This window comes from Isoptericola sp. NPDC055881 (genome assembly GCF_053615895.1).
Genome location: NZ_JBSHCR010000087.1, coordinates 1 through 14,304, shown reverse-complemented (window position 1 = coordinate 14,304; position 14,304 = coordinate 1). Strand labels below are relative to the sequence as shown.

Genomic DNA, 14,304 nt, shown 5'->3' with positions numbered 1-14,304 from the left:
GGCTGGAATTCCCCGGGGAATTCCAGCCACTTTCGTACCCACAACGACCGGGGGGGCGGGCGGGTCCTACCCTGGGCCCGTGACCGCCGCCCCCTCGCCCGCGCTCCGCTCCCCCGTGGCCCCGGCCACCACGCCGACGGCCCGGCGCCGCACCACCGCCGAGATCTGGATCGTGCTCGGGCTCAGCCTGGGCCAGAGCGGCGTGTACGCGCTGGTCAACATCATCGCGAGGCTCACCGCCTCGACCCCGCTCGCCGAGCAGTCCGCCACGCTCAACGCCAGCCAGTCCGACCGTTCGCTGCTCGACCTCACCTACCAGCTGCTGGGGATCTTCTTCGCGCTGGTGCCCGTCGCGCTGGCGCTCTACCTGCTGAGTGGACGGGCGTCGGCCACGTGGACGGGCACGCGACGCCGGATCGGCCTCGACTGGGGGCTCGACGGCGCACGGCCGGGGCGCGACGTCGCCTGGGGGTTCGGCCTCGCGGCGGCCATCGGGATCCCGGGGCTGGCGTTCTACGCGCTCGGGCGCGTCCTCGGCATCACCGTCCAGGTGCAGGCCAGCGCCCTGAACGCACTCTGGTGGACGGTGCCCGTGCTCGTCCTCGCCGCCCTGCAGAACGGGCTGCTGGAGGAGGTCGTCGCCGTCGCGTACCTGAACGAGCGCACGCGCGACCTCGGCTGGTCGCGCCTCTGGTTCGTCGTGTGGAGCTCGCTGCTGCGCGGCTCTTACCACCTGTACCAGGGCATCGGGCCGTTCATCGGCAACGTCGTCATGGGCGTCGTGTTCTCGTGGTTCTACACCAGCCGGTGGGGGCGGCACCGCGTGCTGCCGCTCGTGGTGGCGCACACCGTGCTCGACGTCGTCGCGTTCGTCGGCTACGCCCTCCTGCCGGAGGCGTGGAAGGCGGCGCTCGGCCTCTGAGGCCGGCTCAGCCCCGCGGGCCCGCGCCGTTCAGCAGGGTCTCGACGACCCGGGCGGCGAGCGCGTCGGGGTCGGCACCGTCGGCACCGTCGCGCAACGACTCCCCGATGAGGGCGTAGTAGACGCGGCGCACCCAGTCGAGGTCGGCGTCCTGGGCGAGGAGGCCCTCGGCGCGGGCCCGTTCCAGCACGACGACGCAGCGCCGGTCGACCTCCCGCTGGAGCACGGCGGTCTCGCTGTCCGGGTCCGCCGGGAGCCCCAGGGCGAACGCCCAGGCGCCCTTGACCTGGAGCACGTCGGCCGTGATCCGGTGCATCGCCACCAGGGGCGGGGCAGTGTCGGGCCGCCCGTCGTCCACCGCTCGGGCGAGCTGCCGGACCGCGGAGGCCGCGAGGGCGTCGATCAACGCCTGCCGGCTGGCGAACCGCCGGTGGACGGTCGTGCGGGCCACGCCCGCCGCCGCGGCGATCTGCTCCAGGGAAGCAGCCGGATCGTCGACGAGCACCCGCTCCGCGGCCTCGAGGATCGCTCGGACGCTGCGCTCCGCGTCCGCTCGCAGCGGTCGGCCCGCCACCTCACCCATCGCTCCCCCTCCGCGTCAGCTGCACGCGCACACGATACTCGACCGACGCTCAATCAGACTTAACTGCATCACCTCTGTTGCAGTTGATGGTGAAGGCGCTACGCTCACATCCAGTTGTCGTCCGCTGAAGGAGAGACCATGCGCAGCACCGCCCTCATCACAGGAGCGTCGTCCGGACTCGGCGCGGAGTTCGCCGAGCAGCTCGCCGCCCGCGGGCACGACGTCGTCCTGGTGGCCCGGTCCGGCGACCGGCTCGCCGCCGTCGCCGAGCGCGTCGGTGCCGCGCACGGCGTCGCCGCCCACGTGCTGGTCCAGGACCTCGCCGAGCCGGACGCCGCCCGCCGCGTGGCCGCGGAGGTCGCCGCCCGCGGGCTGGAGGTGGACCTGCTGGTCAACAACGCGGGCTTCGGCACCTGCGGCCGCTTCGAGGAGATCGACGGGGCACGCGACCACGACCAGCTGATGGTCAACGTGGTCGCCCTCGTCGACCTCACCCACGAGCTCCTGCCCTGGATGCTGGCCCGCGGCGGCGGCGCGGTCGTCAACGTCGCCTCGAACGCCGGCTTCCAGCCCGACCCGTACTTCGCCGTGTACGGCGCCGCCAAGGCGTTCGTGCTCAGCTTCGGCCTGGCGCTGCGGCAGGAGTACCGGCGGCGCGGCGTCCGCGTCCTCACGCTGTGCCCCGGCCCGGTCGAGACCGCCTTCTTCGACACCATCGGCACCCGCAGGGCCGCCGTCACCGGCGCCATGACCACCCCGGGGCCCGTCGTCCGCGCCGCGCTGCGCGCGCTGGACCGCGACCGCGGCTACGTCGCCCCCGGCCTCGGCAACGCCCTGGCCGCGCACCTGACCCCGCGGCGGCCGCGCGCCCTGGTCGCGGCCCTCGCCGAGCGCGTCACCCGCTCCGTCCTGTCCCCGTCCGGCACCCCGTCCGGCACCCCGTCCGCCGTCCCCGCCGCCGGCACGTCGACGCCGGAGGCCGCCGCGTGAGCGGGGCGGGCACCGCCTCGGCCGGTGCCGCGGCGGCGATGCTCCTGGTCGGCACCTCGACGGCCGTGTCCGCCACGACCGCCGGCTACCCGGTCCTGACCGGGCAGGCGCTGCGCTACGCGCTCGCCGCCGTCATCCTGCTCGCCGTCGTGCACCACCGCCGCCTGCCCCGGGTCCGGCTGACGGCGCGTGACGTGCTGCTGCTGGTCGCGCTCGCCGCCACCGGGCTCGCCGGCTTCAACCTGTGCCTGGTCGAGGCGACCCGGCACGCCGGTCCCGCGATGATCGGCGCCGTCGTCGGCGGGGTGCCCGTCGTCCTGGCCCTCGTGGGCCCGCTGCTGGAGCGTCGACGTCCCGCCGCGCGCACGGTCACGGCCGCCGTCGTGGTCGCGCTCGGCACGGCCGTCGCCGCCGGGCTGGGATCGGGCAGCCTGACCGGCCTGCTGCTGTCCCTGGGCGCGCTCGCCGGGGAGGTCGCCTTCTCCCTGCTCGCCGTCCCCCTGCTGCCCCGGCTCGGCCCCCTGCGCGTCGCCGCCTACCCGGCCGCGCTGGCCGCGCCGCTGCTCCTCGTGGCCGGCCTCGCCCTGGACGGCCCCACCGCGCTGCGCCTGCCCACCCTGGGCGAGGCGGCCGCCTTCGTCTACCTCGGCGCGGTGGTCACCGCGGCCGCCTTCTTCCTCTGGTACGACGCGCTGGGCCGCCTCGGCCCCGACCGCGCGGGCCTCTTCGCCGGGCTCGTGCCGGTCGGCGCGCTGCTCACGACGGTCGCGCTCGGGCTCGGGCACGTCGGGCCCGCGGACGTCGCCGGCGCTCTGCTGGTCGCGGCCGGCGTCGTCGTCGGGCTGCGACAGCGTCCTCGGGCGCCGAAGGCACCCCGGGGCCCGGCCCGTCAGAAGCCGGTCGGCCCGGAGGACATCAGGCCCTGCGAGAGCACGACGAAGCCCGCGACGAACGCGAGGAACACCAGCGCGAACACGATGCGGGCGACGGCCGCGCCGGTGCCGATGCGGGCGCTCTTCGGCCGGCCGCTCCGGGTCGTAGAGCACCCGCACGTCCATGTCGGAGCGGTCCAGCATGCCGACGTCGGAGTACGCGGGCACCGCACCGATGATCATCCACAGACCGACCAGGGCCGTGGCCGCAGGCATACCAGGAACAGGACCCCCACTCAGGCCTGCCGCAGCGCGTGCAGGCCGGCGCGGTGCTCTGCCTGCGCGGCGGGGTCCGGCACCGGCAGCGACGCGAGGAGCTGCTTGGTGTAGTCCTCCCGCGGGTGGCCGAGCACCTGCTCGCCCGTGCCCTCCTCGACCAGGTGCCCGCGGTAGAGCACCGCGATGCGGTCCGCCAGCAGGTCGACGACGGCCAGGTCGTGCGACACGAAGAGGCACGCGAAGCCGAGCTCCTTCTGCAGCTCGGCGAAGAGTTCCAGCACCCGGGCCTGCACGGACACGTCGAGCGCCGACGTCGGCTCGTCCGCGATCAGCAGCTCCGGGTCGAGGGCCAGGCCGCGGGCCAGCGACGCGCGCTGCCGCTGCCCGCCGGACAGCTCGTGCGGGAAGCGGTCGCCGTAGCTGCGCGGCAGCTGCACCGCCTCGAGCAGCTCGTCCACGCGGGCGCGGGCCGCCTCCGGGTTGCGTGCCCGCCCGTGCACGACCAGCGGCTCGGCCACGCACTCGGCGATGGTCAGCAGCGGGTTGAACGACGTGGCCGGGTCCTGGAAGACGAACCCGAGGCGCGGCCGCATCGCCTTGAGGTCCCGCCCGCGGGCCCCGTGCATCTCGGTGCCCAGCACGCGCAGCGAGCCGCCGCTGACGGGCGTGAGGCCGGCGATCGCGCGGGCGATCGTCGTCTTGCCGGAGCCCGACTCCCCCACGAGCCCCAGCACCTCGCCGGGGCGGATCGCGAGCGACACGTCGTCGACCGCGGTGAACGCCGGCTGCCGGAACCGGCCCGGGTAGGTGATGGTGAGGCCGTCGGCCCGCACCACCGGCTCGGTGGACTCCCACCCCTCGGGCCGGGTGGCCGCCCGCTCCACGGCGCGGGCCGTGCCCTCGCCGACGCGAGGGACGGCCTTGAGCAGGGCCTTCGTGTAGTCGGCCTGCGGGTCGGCGAACAGGTCGCGGGCCGTGGCCTGCTCCACGACCTTGCCCTGGTACATGACGGCGACGCGGTCGGCCAGGTCGGCCACCACGCCCATGTTGTGCGTGATGAGCACGATGGCGGTGCCGGTCTCGTCGCGCAGGTGGCGCAGCAGGTCGAGGATCTCGGCCTGCACGGTGACGTCGAGGGCCGTCGTGGGCTCGTCGGCGACGATGAGGCCCGGGCCGAGCACCAGCGCCATCGCGATGACGATGCGCTGCTTCTGCCCGCCCGAGAACTGGTGCGGGTAGTGGTCCACACGGTGCTCCGGGTCGGGGATGCCGACCGTGCCGAGCACCTCGATCGCCCGCCGCCGCGCCTCCTTCTTCGACACGTCGCCGTGCGCGCGGATGCCCTCGGCGATCTGCCACCCCACGGTGTACACGGGGTTGAGCACGCTGGAGGGCTCCTGGAACACCATCGCCACGTCGACGCCGCGCACCTGGCGCAGCTTCGCCGCGGAGACGGAGACGACGTCCGTCGTCGTGCCGTCGTGCCCCGTGAGGACGACGGCGCCGCTGGTGGTCGCCGTCTCTGGCAGCAGACCCAGGATGGTCTTGGCCGTGACGGTCTTGCCCGAGCCGGACTCGCCGACGACGGCGAGCACCTCGCCGGGCTGCACGTCCAGGCTCACGCCGTCGACGGCCCGCACCGAGCCGGCGTCCGTGGCGAACGAGACCGCGAGGTCCGTGATGGATGCGACGGCGCTCATGCGTCGTCTCCCTTCGAGTTCTCGTCACGGCGCTCCGCCGACGCCGGGTTCTGCGGGTCGGACGGGTCCGCCTCGACGGGCTCGCCCACCGAGGTGGCCGCGACGGCGCCGGTGACCTGCCCGGCGCGGGCGCGGGAGCGCAGGCGCGGGTCGGCGAGGTCGTTGAGCGACTCACCCATGAGGGTCATGCCCATCGCGGCCAGCACGATGGCGAGGCCCGGGAACAGCGCGGTCCACCAGATGCCGGAGGTGACGTCGGCGACGGCGCGCTGCAGGTCGTAGCCCCACTCGGCGGCCGCCGTCGGTTCGATGCCGAAGCCGAGGAAGCCCAGCCCCGCCAGCGTGAGGATCGCCTCGGACGCGTTGAGCGTGACGATGAGCGGCAGCGTGCGCGTCGAGTTCCGCAGCACGTGGCGCGTCATGATGCGCCAGTGCCCGGTGCCCAGGACGCGCGCCGAGTCGACGAACGCCTCCGCCTTGATGCGCACCACCTCCGCGCGGATCACGCGGAAGTACTGCGGCACGAACACCACCGTGATCGACAGCGCGGCCGCGAAGATGCCGCCCCACATGTCGGACTTGCCGCCGGAGATGACGATCGCGAGCAGGATCGCCAGCAGCAGGGAGGGGAAGGCGTAGATCGCGTCCGCCACGACGACGAGCACGCGGTCGAGCCAGCCGCCGAAGTACCCGGACACGAGGCCCAGCAGCACGCCGACGACGATGGACGACAGCACCGCCACCAGGACGACGAGCAGCGCCGTGCGCGCACCCCACACCACGCGGGACAGCACGTCGTACCCGCCCACCGTGGTGCCGAACCAGTGCTCGGCGCTCGGTGGCATCTGGGCGCCGAACGCGCCGTCGAGGTCGCGCAGCTGCGACCAGCCGAACGGTGCGAGGAGCGGTGCGAGCACCGCGACCAGCACGAACAGCGCGGTGAGCACGAGGCCCGCGACGAGCATGCCGCGCTGGAGCCCGACGCTCTGGCGCACCTGGCGCACCACGGGCAGCTTGCGGAACCAGGCGCCCCGGCCGCCCAGGTGCTCCGGGGCGGTGCCGGCGGTGCCGACACTGGTGATCTCTCCCGCGGTCATCAGTACCTCACCCTCGGGTCGACCAGGGCGGCGATGATGTCGACGAGGAAGTTCGTCACCGCCACCACCACGGCCATCAGCACGACGATCCCCTGCACGGCCACGAAGTCGCGCGCCTGCAGGTACTCCGAGAGCTGGAAGCCCAGCCCCCGCCACTCGAACGTCGTCTCGGTCAGCACGGCACCCACCAGGAGCATCGCGACCTGCATGCCGGCCACGGTGATGATGGGGATGAGCGCCGGGCGCCACGCGTGCTTGCGCACCAGACGGCTCTCCTTGACGCCGCGCGACCGGGCCGCGTCGATGTAGCCGGCGCCGAGCGTGCCGATCATGTTGGTGCGCACGAGGCGCAGGAACACGCCGGCCGTGAGCAGGCCCAGCGCCATGGCGGGCAGGAAGGCGTGCGACAGCACGTCGAGCACCACGGCCGGGTCCCCGGTCTTGAAGGCGTCGATCAGCATGAACCCGGAGTCCGCCCCGGCGAGCTGCATCGAGATCTCGCCGTCGGTGGACACACGGCCCGCGACGGGGAACCAGCCCAGCCAGACGGAGAACACGAGCTTGAGGATCAGGCCCGCGAAGAACACCGGCGTCGCGTACGCGAGGATCGCGAGGATCCGCAGCGCGGCGTCGGGCAGGCGGTCACGGAAGTAGCCCGCGACCATGCCGAACGGGACGCCCAGGACGAGCGCGACGACGATGGCGTAGAACGCGAGCTCCAACGTGGCCGCGCCGTAGGTGGTGAGCACCTCGGTGACGGGCCGGTTGTCGCTGATCGTCGTGCCGAAGTCGCCGGTGAAGATGCCGCTGAGGTAGTCCCAGTACTGCGCGAGGATCGGCCGGTCGTAACCGGCCGCGTGGATCCGCTCGGCGAGCTGGTCGGGCGTCAGGCGCCCGCCCAGTGCGGCGGTGATGGGGTCACCGGTCGCGCGCATGAGCACGAACACCGTGGTGACCAGGATGAACACGGTCGGGATGATGAGCAGGAAGCGCACCAGGATGTAGCGTCCCAGTGCGCTTCCCGTCGAACTACGAGATGCCACGAGAAGAGCTCAGTCCGTCTCTCAGCCCTTGGCCAGCGCGCCGTAGCGGAACTTGAACGACGCGTCGAGCGTGTCCTCGGTCCCGGTGACGTCCTTGGCCGTGACGGCGACCTGCGCACCCTGGAGGTACGGCACGGTCGACAGGTCCTTGGCCACCGACTCCTGGATCTGGCCCAGCAGGTCGGTGCGCTTCTTCTCGTCGGCCGTGACGGCCTGCTCGAGGATCATGTCCTCCACGTCCTGGTTCACGTAGTGGTTGCCCAGGAAGTTCTCCTTGAGGAAGAACGGCGTGAGGTAGTTGTCCGCGTCCGAGTAGTCCGGGAACCAGCCGAGCTGGTAGGCGGGGTAGACGTCGGCGGTGCGGTCCTTCGAGTACTGCACCCACTCCGTGGTCTGCAGGTTGACCTTGAACAGGCCGCTCTCCTCGAGCTGGTCCTTGATGAGCGCGTACTCGTCGCCCGACGACGGGCCGTAGTGGTCGTTCGAGTACTGCAGGTTCAGCTCGACGGGGGTGGTGACGCCGGCGTCGGCGAGCGTCTGCTTCGCCTTGTCCGCGTCGGGGCCGCCCTGGCCGTCGCCGTACATCTCCTTCAGCGGCTCCGTGGCGCCGGTGAGGCCGTCGGGCACGAAGGAGTACAGCGGCGTGTAGGTGCCCTTGTAGACCTGGTCGGCCAGCGCCTGGCGGTCGATGAGGTCGGCCACGGCCTGACGGACCGCGGTCGCCTTCTTCGGGTCGGCGTCGGACTGCTTCGCGCCGTACGGCTGGGTGTCGAAGTTGAAGACGATGTAGCGGGTCTCGCCGCCGGGGCCGGTGACGACCTTGACCTTGTCGTCCTTGCCCAGGTCCTCGATGTCGGTGGGCGACAGCGAGCGGAAGGCGACGTCGACCGAGCCGTCCTGCACCTCGAGCTTGAGGTTGGAGGCGTCCGTGAAGTACTTGACGTTGATCTTCGGCGTCTTGGCCTCGCCCAGGATGCCCTCGTACCCGTCGTACTTCTCGTAGCTGACGAGCTCGTTGGTCTTGTACCCGGTGATCGAGTACTGGCCGGCGAACGCCTTGCCGTCCACGATCGTCTGGTCGTCGGTCACCGCGTCGGGCGAGAAGACGTCCTCGTCGACGATCGGGCCTGCCGGGGAGGAGAGGATCTGCGGGAAGATCTGGTCGTTCGCGCTCTTGAGCTTGAACACGACCGTGGTGTCGTCCGGCGTCTCGACCGAGTCGAGGTTGTACAGCAGCGACGACGGGCCGTTCTCGTCCGCGATCTTGAGCTGGCGGTCGAAGGTGAACTTGACGTCCGAGGAGGTCAGGTCGTTGCCGTTGGCCCACTTCAGGCCCGGCTTGAGCTTGACCGTGTACTCCTTGGGCGCCGTGAACTCCGCGGACTCCGCGATGTCCGGCTGCACGTCCGGGCTGCCGTACGGCGTGTTCATGAGGAACGGGTAGACCTGGTTCATCACGGCGAACGACCCGTTGTCGTACGACCCGGCGGGGTCGAGCGACGTGATCTTGTCCGTCGTGCCGATGATCATCGACTCGGCGCTGCCGCCGCCGTCCCCGTTGCCGCCGTCGCCGGAACCGCCGCCGCACGCGGTCAGCACCAGCGCCAGCACTGCCGTCCCTGCCGCACCGGCGATCATGCGTCGCGAGCCTCTGATGGCACTCATGGTCGTGGTCCCCTTCGTCCAGGCCGGCCCGTGGCGGGTGGCCGCGGGCTCGTGGCGATGCGGGCGTCTCTGGCACACCGGTGTGTCGCCCTGGTCACGGACGTGGGTCACATCCGGACCGGTTTCGCATCGTGGTCCGGGAACCTACCACTGCGGTCGGGCCTGTGTCACAGGCCATAGGGGGCCGGAGAGCCTAGACTTCCCGGCATGTCCGGAGCGAGCACCGCGGGTCCTGCCGGGGCTCCGGCGCACCGGAGCCCGGCGGCCGACGCCGCACCACCCACCGGCCCGCTGCAGGCGCTGCTCGGTGGAGCCGGCGCCGACCACGGCGCTGCCACCGACCTCGTGCGGGTGGTCGACACCCCCGAGCCCCGCGTGCGGCACCCCTCGGACATGCTCGGGATGGTGGTCAGCGCGCTGGGGGTCGCGCTCGTGCTGGTGCTGTCGGTGGTCGCGCACGCCACCACCGAGGGCGTCACGCAGGACGTCCAGAACTTCAGCACGCTCCTCGCCCGCATCCTGTTCGTCCCCGTCGCGCTGCTCGAGGGCCTGATCACCCTGTTCGTGCCCGCCGCGGTGCTGATCGAGCTGGGCTGGCGGCGCCTGGGCCGCCAGGTGGTCGAGTCGATCTGCGCGGCCGCGCTCGGCCTGGTGCTCGGCGTCGTGACGACGTTGGCGGTCACCAAGTTCGGCAGCGACGAGCTCGTGCGCGGCCTGTCGGTCTTCAGCGACGGCCAGTGGCAGCTCACGGTCCCCGGGTACGTCTCCGCCATCGCCGGCCTGCTCACGACGGCGGGCCCGCGCACCCGCCGGCGCACCGTGCGCTGGTCGTGGAACGTGCTCTACCTCGCCCTGTTCATCGTGCTCATCACGGGACAGGTGTCCCTGCCGGGCGTGCTCGTGGCTCTGCTGCTCGGCCGCCTCGCCGGCCTCGCGGTGCAGTACGTGTCCGGCGTGCGCAGCGAGCGCGCGTACGGCGGCGACCTGGTCGCCGCCGTGCGGCGGGCCGGATTTCACCCGACGGCGCTGGTCCGGGTGCGCGACGTCTCCGCCGTCGTCGACGACCACGCCGACCCGGACGGCGCCCCGCCCGTGCCCGAGGACCCGGTGGCGGCCTACGACGCCGACGGCGACGTCGTCGACGGCCTGGAGGAGGACGAGCGGACCCTCCCGCCCGACCCCACGACGGCCGACGCGGCAGCCGTGGCGCTCACCCGCTCGGGCGACAACCGCGTGTACGCGCTGTTCACCGACGGCGGCGCGCCGCGCCGCGACGTCGTCGTGCTCGACGGCGACCGCCAGGTCATGACCACCGTGCAGCGGCTGTGGCGCACCCTGCGCCTGCGTGGACTCGAGGGGCGCGCGGCCATCTCGCTGCGGGCCGCGGCCGAGCGCACCGCCCTCCTCGCGTACGCGGCCGCCGCCGCCGGCGTGCGCACCCAGCGCCTGGAGGGCATCGGGTTCGCGGACGACTCCGTCGTGCTCGTCCAGGAGCACGCGCGCGGCGCCGTCTCCCTGCGCGACCTCGACGCCGACGTCCTCGAGGGCCCGCGCGGCGACGCCGTCCTCGCCGAGGCCTGGGAGCAGCTGCGGCGCGCGCACCACGCGGGGCTCACCCACCGCTCCCTGACCCCCGACGTCGTGCTCGTGCACCACGACGAGCAGGGCGAGCCGCACGTGTGGCTCACCCGCTGGGAGCAGGGCGAGATCGGCGCCGGCACCCTGTCCCGCCGGCTCGACCTGACGCAGATGCTCGCGCTGCTCGCACTGCGCGTCGGGGCGCGACGCGCGCTCGCCTCCGCGGTCCGGGCGCTGCCCGACGACGACATCGCCGCCATCGGCCCGCTGCTGCAGACCATCGCCCTGCCCGGGCCGACGCGCGAGGAGGTCCGCCGGGTCAAGGGCCTGCTGGACGAGCTGCGCGAGGCCCTCGTGGAGCGCCTGCCGCAGGCCGACGTGCAGCCGCAGAACATCACCCGCTTCGGCGCCCGCACCGTCATCATGCTGACGCTGACGATCGTCGCCGTCACGGTGATCGTCACGACGATCAACTTCGAGGAGATCGCCTCGGCGATCACGGAGGCGAACCCGTGGTGGGTCGCGGCCTCCTTCGCCTTCGGGGCGATCACCTGGTTCGGTGCGGCGCTCACGTTCACCGCCTTCTCCCCCCAGAAGCTGCCGCTGTGGCGCGCGACGCTCACGCAGATGGCCGGGTCCTTCGTCTCGCTCGCCGCCCCCGCCGGTATCGGGCCCGCCGCGCTCAACCTGCGGATGCTCACCCGGCGGGGCGTGGCCACCCCGATGGCTGTCGCGACGGTGGCGCTGGTGCAGCTGTCCCAGTTCGTGGTCACGGTGCTGCTGCTCGTCGTGCTGTCGGTGTCGACCGGCTCCGGCGGCCTCGTCGAGCTGCCGTCCACGACGGTGCTGCTGGCCATCGCGGGCGTCGGCGTGGCGGTCGTCGCGACGCTGCTCGTGCCGTCCGTGCGGCGGTGGGCATGGGAGAAGGCCCGGCCCACGCTCGAGCAGGTCTGGCCACGGCTGTCGCAGATGATGGGCCAGCCCACCCGCCTCGCGCTGGGCCTCGGGGGCAACGTCGTCATGACGCTGGGCTACGTGTTCGCGTTCTATGCCGCGCTCGCCGCGTTCGGGCAGTCGCTCAACCTCATCGACGTCGCCGTCATCTACCTGGTCGGCAACTCCGTGGGCGCCATGGTGCCCACCCCCGGCGGCCTGGGCGGCGTCGAGGGCGCGCTCATCGCCGGCCTCACCGCCGCCGGCATCCCGCCGTCCCTCGCGTTCTCCGTGACCATGCTGTACCGCGTCGTCACGTACTGGGCGCGGGTGCCGATCGGCTGGGTGGCGATGAAGCGCCTGGAGAAGACCGGGGACCTGTGACGACGGTCGTCGGCGCGTGCGCCGGGACCTCCGCGTCATCCGCGTCCGCCGCCGCCGAGGAGCTCGACCGGGTGCTCGCCGGCCTGCAGTGGCGGTTCGTCGCACGTGCCCGGCACGCGCTGGCCGCGGGCGACTGGACGGAGCACGCGACGGGCGACGGCGCCCTGCTCCTGGTCACCGACGGCCTGGTGCGGGTGCGGGGCGTGGGCGACGTCGCCGACCTGGCCCCGGGCGACTTCCTGTTCCTGCCGCACGGCCCGCGCTTCGAGGTGCACGCGCTGTCGGACGCCGCCGTCGAGTGCGTGCAGGTCGCGCCGACCGGGGCCCAGACAGCCCGCGGCGTGCTGCCCGACCTCGTGCTCCTCACCGAGCTCCCGCAGACCGAGCCGACCGCCGCCACCATGTTCCGCTCCCTGGTGGAGGAGTACCGCACCCCGCGCAGCGTGCTCGGCGACCGCGTGGTCACGCTCGTGGCGTCCCTGGTGATCAGCGCCTGGTACGCCCGCGGCTGCGCTCCCGCACGCTGGCTGATGCAGCGTGACGACCCCGGGCTGGCCGCCGCCGTCGCGGCGATCCATGCCGACCCCGGCCGCGAGTGGACGGTGGACGACCTGGCCCGCGTGGCGCTGGCGTCGCGCTCCGGGTTCGCCGCCCGGTTCCGCGACGCCACCGGGCTGACCCCGGGCCGGTACCTCGCGCAGGTGCGCGTCGCCCACGCCCGCTGCCTGCTGACGGCGGGCGACCTCTCCGTCGCGGCGATCGCCCGCCAGCTGGGCTACGGGTCGGACACGGCGTTCGGCCGCGCCTTCCGCCGTCACACGGGCGCGACGCCGTCCGAGTTCCGCCGCGGCAGCGTGCTCCGCACGAGCACCCCGCCCGCCACCGCCACGACGGCTGCCACGAGGTAGGTCCAGGCGACGCCGACGGCGTCCACGCCCAGGCCGCCCACGGCCGAGCCGAGGATGATCGCCGTCTGGAAGGCCACCACGACCAGCCCGCTGCCCGCCTCGACCTGGCCGGGCAGGAGCCGTGTGATCCACACCTGCACCACGTTGAGCAGCCCGCCGAACGCCGTGCCCCACAGCAGCACGGCGGGGTATGCGAGCACCGGGAACGCCGCGGCCAGCCCGACGGCGGCGACGCCCGCACCGATGGTCACCGGCACGGCGAGCAGCATCAGCGGCAGGTGCCGGTCCACGACCGTTCCGACCACGACGTTGCCCACCAGGCCGCCGACGCCGAACAGCGCGAGCAGCACGGCGACCGTGCCGACGTCGGACCCGGGCAGCAGCGAGAGGGCGGGCCGCACGTACGTGAAGCCGACGAAGTGCCCGCCGATGACGGCGACGAGGCTCAGCAGGCCCAGCGCGACGCCGGGCGAGCGCAGCGCCCGCCCCGTCGCCGACCACCCGATGCCCGGCGAGGGCGCGACCGGGGGCAGCGCCACCCGCATCGCGACGGCCGTCACCGCGGTGACGGCCGCGGCCACCAGGAACACGACCCGCCACCCGGCGGCGGCGCTGAGGATCACCCCGAGGGGCACGCCGGCCACGGTCGCGACGGTCGTCCCCCCGTTCACGATCATCATCCCGCGGCCCACCCTGTCGGCCGGGACGAGCTGCGTCGCGATGACGAGCGACATCGACCAGTAGCCGCCCAGCGCGGCGCCGAGGAGCAGACGGGCCGCCATGAGCACCACGATGCCCGGGGCCAGCGCGACCAGGACGTTGGACGCCACGGCGCCCAGGGCGAGCACCACCAGGAGGGTGCGGCGGTCGGTGTTCCGGAACAGGGAGCTCAGGCCCAGCGCCGTGGCCAGCGCCGTCAGGGCGGTGACGCTCACCGACAGCCCCACGACGCCCTCCGAGACGCCCAGGTCCTGCGCCACCGGCGTCAGCACCCCGGGCGGCAGGAACTCCGCCGTCACGAGGGAGAAGCTGCCGAGGAACATCGTGGCGAGCGCCAGGCCCGCGCGCCGCGGCGACAGCATGCCTGGCGCCGGCGTGCCCTGGGCCGGGCGGGTCGTGGCAGACGTCGTGACAGACGTCGTGGCGGACGTCGTGGCGGACGTCGGGGCAGCGGTCGTGCCGGCCGCCGTGTCGATCGGGTTCGTCGTCATGCTGGTCGCAACAACGGGCGTCCCGCCACCAGCCGACCGGGACGCCGACGGACTCGATCGAGACGCCACGCAGCCGGCCTGGTCGGGAACGTTGGAGGCCGGGGACGCCGGAGGCCCGGGGCGCGGGCCGGGGGGGCGG

At 73.4% G+C, this 14,304-nt stretch carries 11 protein-coding genes; 5 read left to right on the top strand and 6 right to left on the bottom strand.

Going from position 1 to position 14,304, the window contains the following annotated elements; translation table 11 throughout:
• Positions 1-79: 79 nt before the first annotated feature.
• The gene (locus ACWGKI_RS18765; RefSeq protein ID WP_452189035.1) at positions 80-922 is read left to right on the top strand and encodes a CPBP family intramembrane glutamic endopeptidase; all 843 of its coding nucleotides are present in this window, start codon (positions 80-82) and stop codon (positions 920-922) included.
• 7 nt (positions 923-929) lie between these two features.
• Here ACWGKI_RS18765 and ACWGKI_RS18760 read toward each other — a convergent pair whose 3' ends face one another.
• The gene (locus ACWGKI_RS18760) at positions 930-1,505 is read right to left on the bottom strand and encodes a TetR/AcrR family transcriptional regulator (RefSeq protein ID WP_452189033.1); all 576 of its coding nucleotides are present in this window, start codon (positions 1,503-1,505) and stop codon (positions 930-932) included.
• 138 nt (positions 1,506-1,643) lie between these two features.
• On the opposite strand from ACWGKI_RS18760, the gene ACWGKI_RS18755 reads away from it, so the two are divergent.
• Positions 1,644-2,495 carry an SDR family NAD(P)-dependent oxidoreductase gene (locus ACWGKI_RS18755; RefSeq protein ID WP_452189031.1) on the top strand — a complete coding sequence of 284 codons (852 nt, stop codon included), beginning with the start codon at positions 1,644-1,646 and terminating at the stop codon, positions 2,493-2,495.
• Positions 2,492-3,757, top strand: coding sequence for a DMT family transporter (locus ACWGKI_RS18750; protein ID WP_452189029.1), 1,266 nt, complete (start codon positions 2,492-2,494; stop codon positions 3,755-3,757). Before ACWGKI_RS18755 ends, ACWGKI_RS18750 begins: the two co-directional genes overlap by 4 nt.
• Here ACWGKI_RS18750 and ACWGKI_RS18745 read toward each other — a convergent pair.
• Genes ACWGKI_RS18745 through ACWGKI_RS18730 form a run of 4 tightly spaced genes read right to left on the bottom strand, consistent with a single transcriptional unit; the run spans position 3,664 to position 9,151 of the window.
• Positions 3,664-5,346, bottom strand: a complete 1,683-nt coding sequence (locus ACWGKI_RS18745) for a dipeptide ABC transporter ATP-binding protein (RefSeq protein ID WP_452189027.1) — start codon at positions 5,344-5,346, stop codon at positions 3,664-3,666. The two genes, ACWGKI_RS18750 and ACWGKI_RS18745, sit on opposite strands and share 94 nt — an antisense overlap.
• Positions 5,343-6,443: an ABC transporter permease gene (locus ACWGKI_RS18740; RefSeq protein WP_380244249.1), complete on the bottom strand. Its 1,101-nt coding sequence runs from the start codon at positions 6,441-6,443 to the stop codon at positions 5,343-5,345. The genes ACWGKI_RS18745 and ACWGKI_RS18740 overlap by 4 nt, the downstream gene beginning before the upstream one ends.
• Positions 6,443-7,486, bottom strand: a complete 1,044-nt coding sequence (locus ACWGKI_RS18735; protein WP_380244248.1) for an ABC transporter permease — start codon at positions 7,484-7,486, stop codon at positions 6,443-6,445. The genes ACWGKI_RS18740 and ACWGKI_RS18735 overlap by 1 nt, the downstream gene beginning before the upstream one ends.
• A gap of 21 nt (positions 7,487-7,507) precedes the next feature.
• Positions 7,508-9,151: an ABC transporter substrate-binding protein gene (locus tag ACWGKI_RS18730; protein ID WP_380244247.1), complete on the bottom strand. Its 1,644-nt coding sequence runs from the start codon at positions 9,149-9,151 to the stop codon at positions 7,508-7,510.
• Positions 9,152-9,358: 207 nt separating this feature from the next.
• Here ACWGKI_RS18730 and ACWGKI_RS18725 point away from each other — a divergent pair, with 207 nt between their 5' ends.
• Positions 9,359-12,046 carry a flippase-like domain-containing protein gene (locus ACWGKI_RS18725; RefSeq protein ID WP_452189024.1) on the top strand — a complete coding sequence of 896 codons (2,688 nt, stop codon included), beginning with the start codon at positions 9,359-9,361 and terminating at the stop codon, positions 12,044-12,046.
• Positions 12,043-12,954: a helix-turn-helix domain-containing protein gene (locus ACWGKI_RS18720; protein ID WP_452189022.1), complete on the top strand. Its 912-nt coding sequence runs from the start codon at positions 12,043-12,045 to the stop codon at positions 12,952-12,954. Before ACWGKI_RS18725 ends, ACWGKI_RS18720 begins: the two co-directional genes overlap by 4 nt.
• Here the strand turns inward: ACWGKI_RS18720 and ACWGKI_RS18715 are convergent.
• Positions 12,861-14,165: an MFS transporter gene (locus tag ACWGKI_RS18715; protein ID WP_452189020.1), complete on the bottom strand. Its 1,305-nt coding sequence runs from the start codon at positions 14,163-14,165 to the stop codon at positions 12,861-12,863. The genes ACWGKI_RS18720 and ACWGKI_RS18715 overlap by 94 nt on opposite strands.
• Positions 14,166-14,304 lie beyond the last annotated feature (139 nt).

Bases quoted from the DNA above. Each gene is read 5' to 3' on its own strand.
- ACWGKI_RS18740 (WP_380244249.1), bottom strand. From the start codon at position 6,443: ATGACCGCGGGAGAGATCACCAGTGTCGGCACCGCCGGCACCGCCCCG.
- ACWGKI_RS18745 (WP_452189027.1), bottom strand. From the start codon at position 5,346: ATGAGCGCCGTCGCATCCATCACGGACCTCGCGGTCTCGTTCGCCACG.
- ACWGKI_RS18725 (WP_452189024.1), top strand. From the start codon at position 9,359: ATGTCCGGAGCGAGCACCGCGGGTCCTGCCGGGGCTCCGGCGCACCGG.
- ACWGKI_RS18760 (WP_452189033.1), bottom strand. From the start codon at position 1,505: ATGGGTGAGGTGGCGGGCCGACCGCTGCGAGCGGACGCGGAGCGCAGC.
- ACWGKI_RS18730 (WP_380244247.1), bottom strand. From the start codon at position 9,151: ATGAGTGCCATCAGAGGCTCGCGACGCATGATCGCCGGTGCGGCAGGG.
- ACWGKI_RS18715 (WP_452189020.1), bottom strand. From the start codon at position 14,165: ATGACGACGAACCCGATCGACACGGCGGCCGGCACGACCGCTGCCCCG.
- ACWGKI_RS18755 (WP_452189031.1), top strand. From the start codon at position 1,644: ATGCGCAGCACCGCCCTCATCACAGGAGCGTCGTCCGGACTCGGCGCG.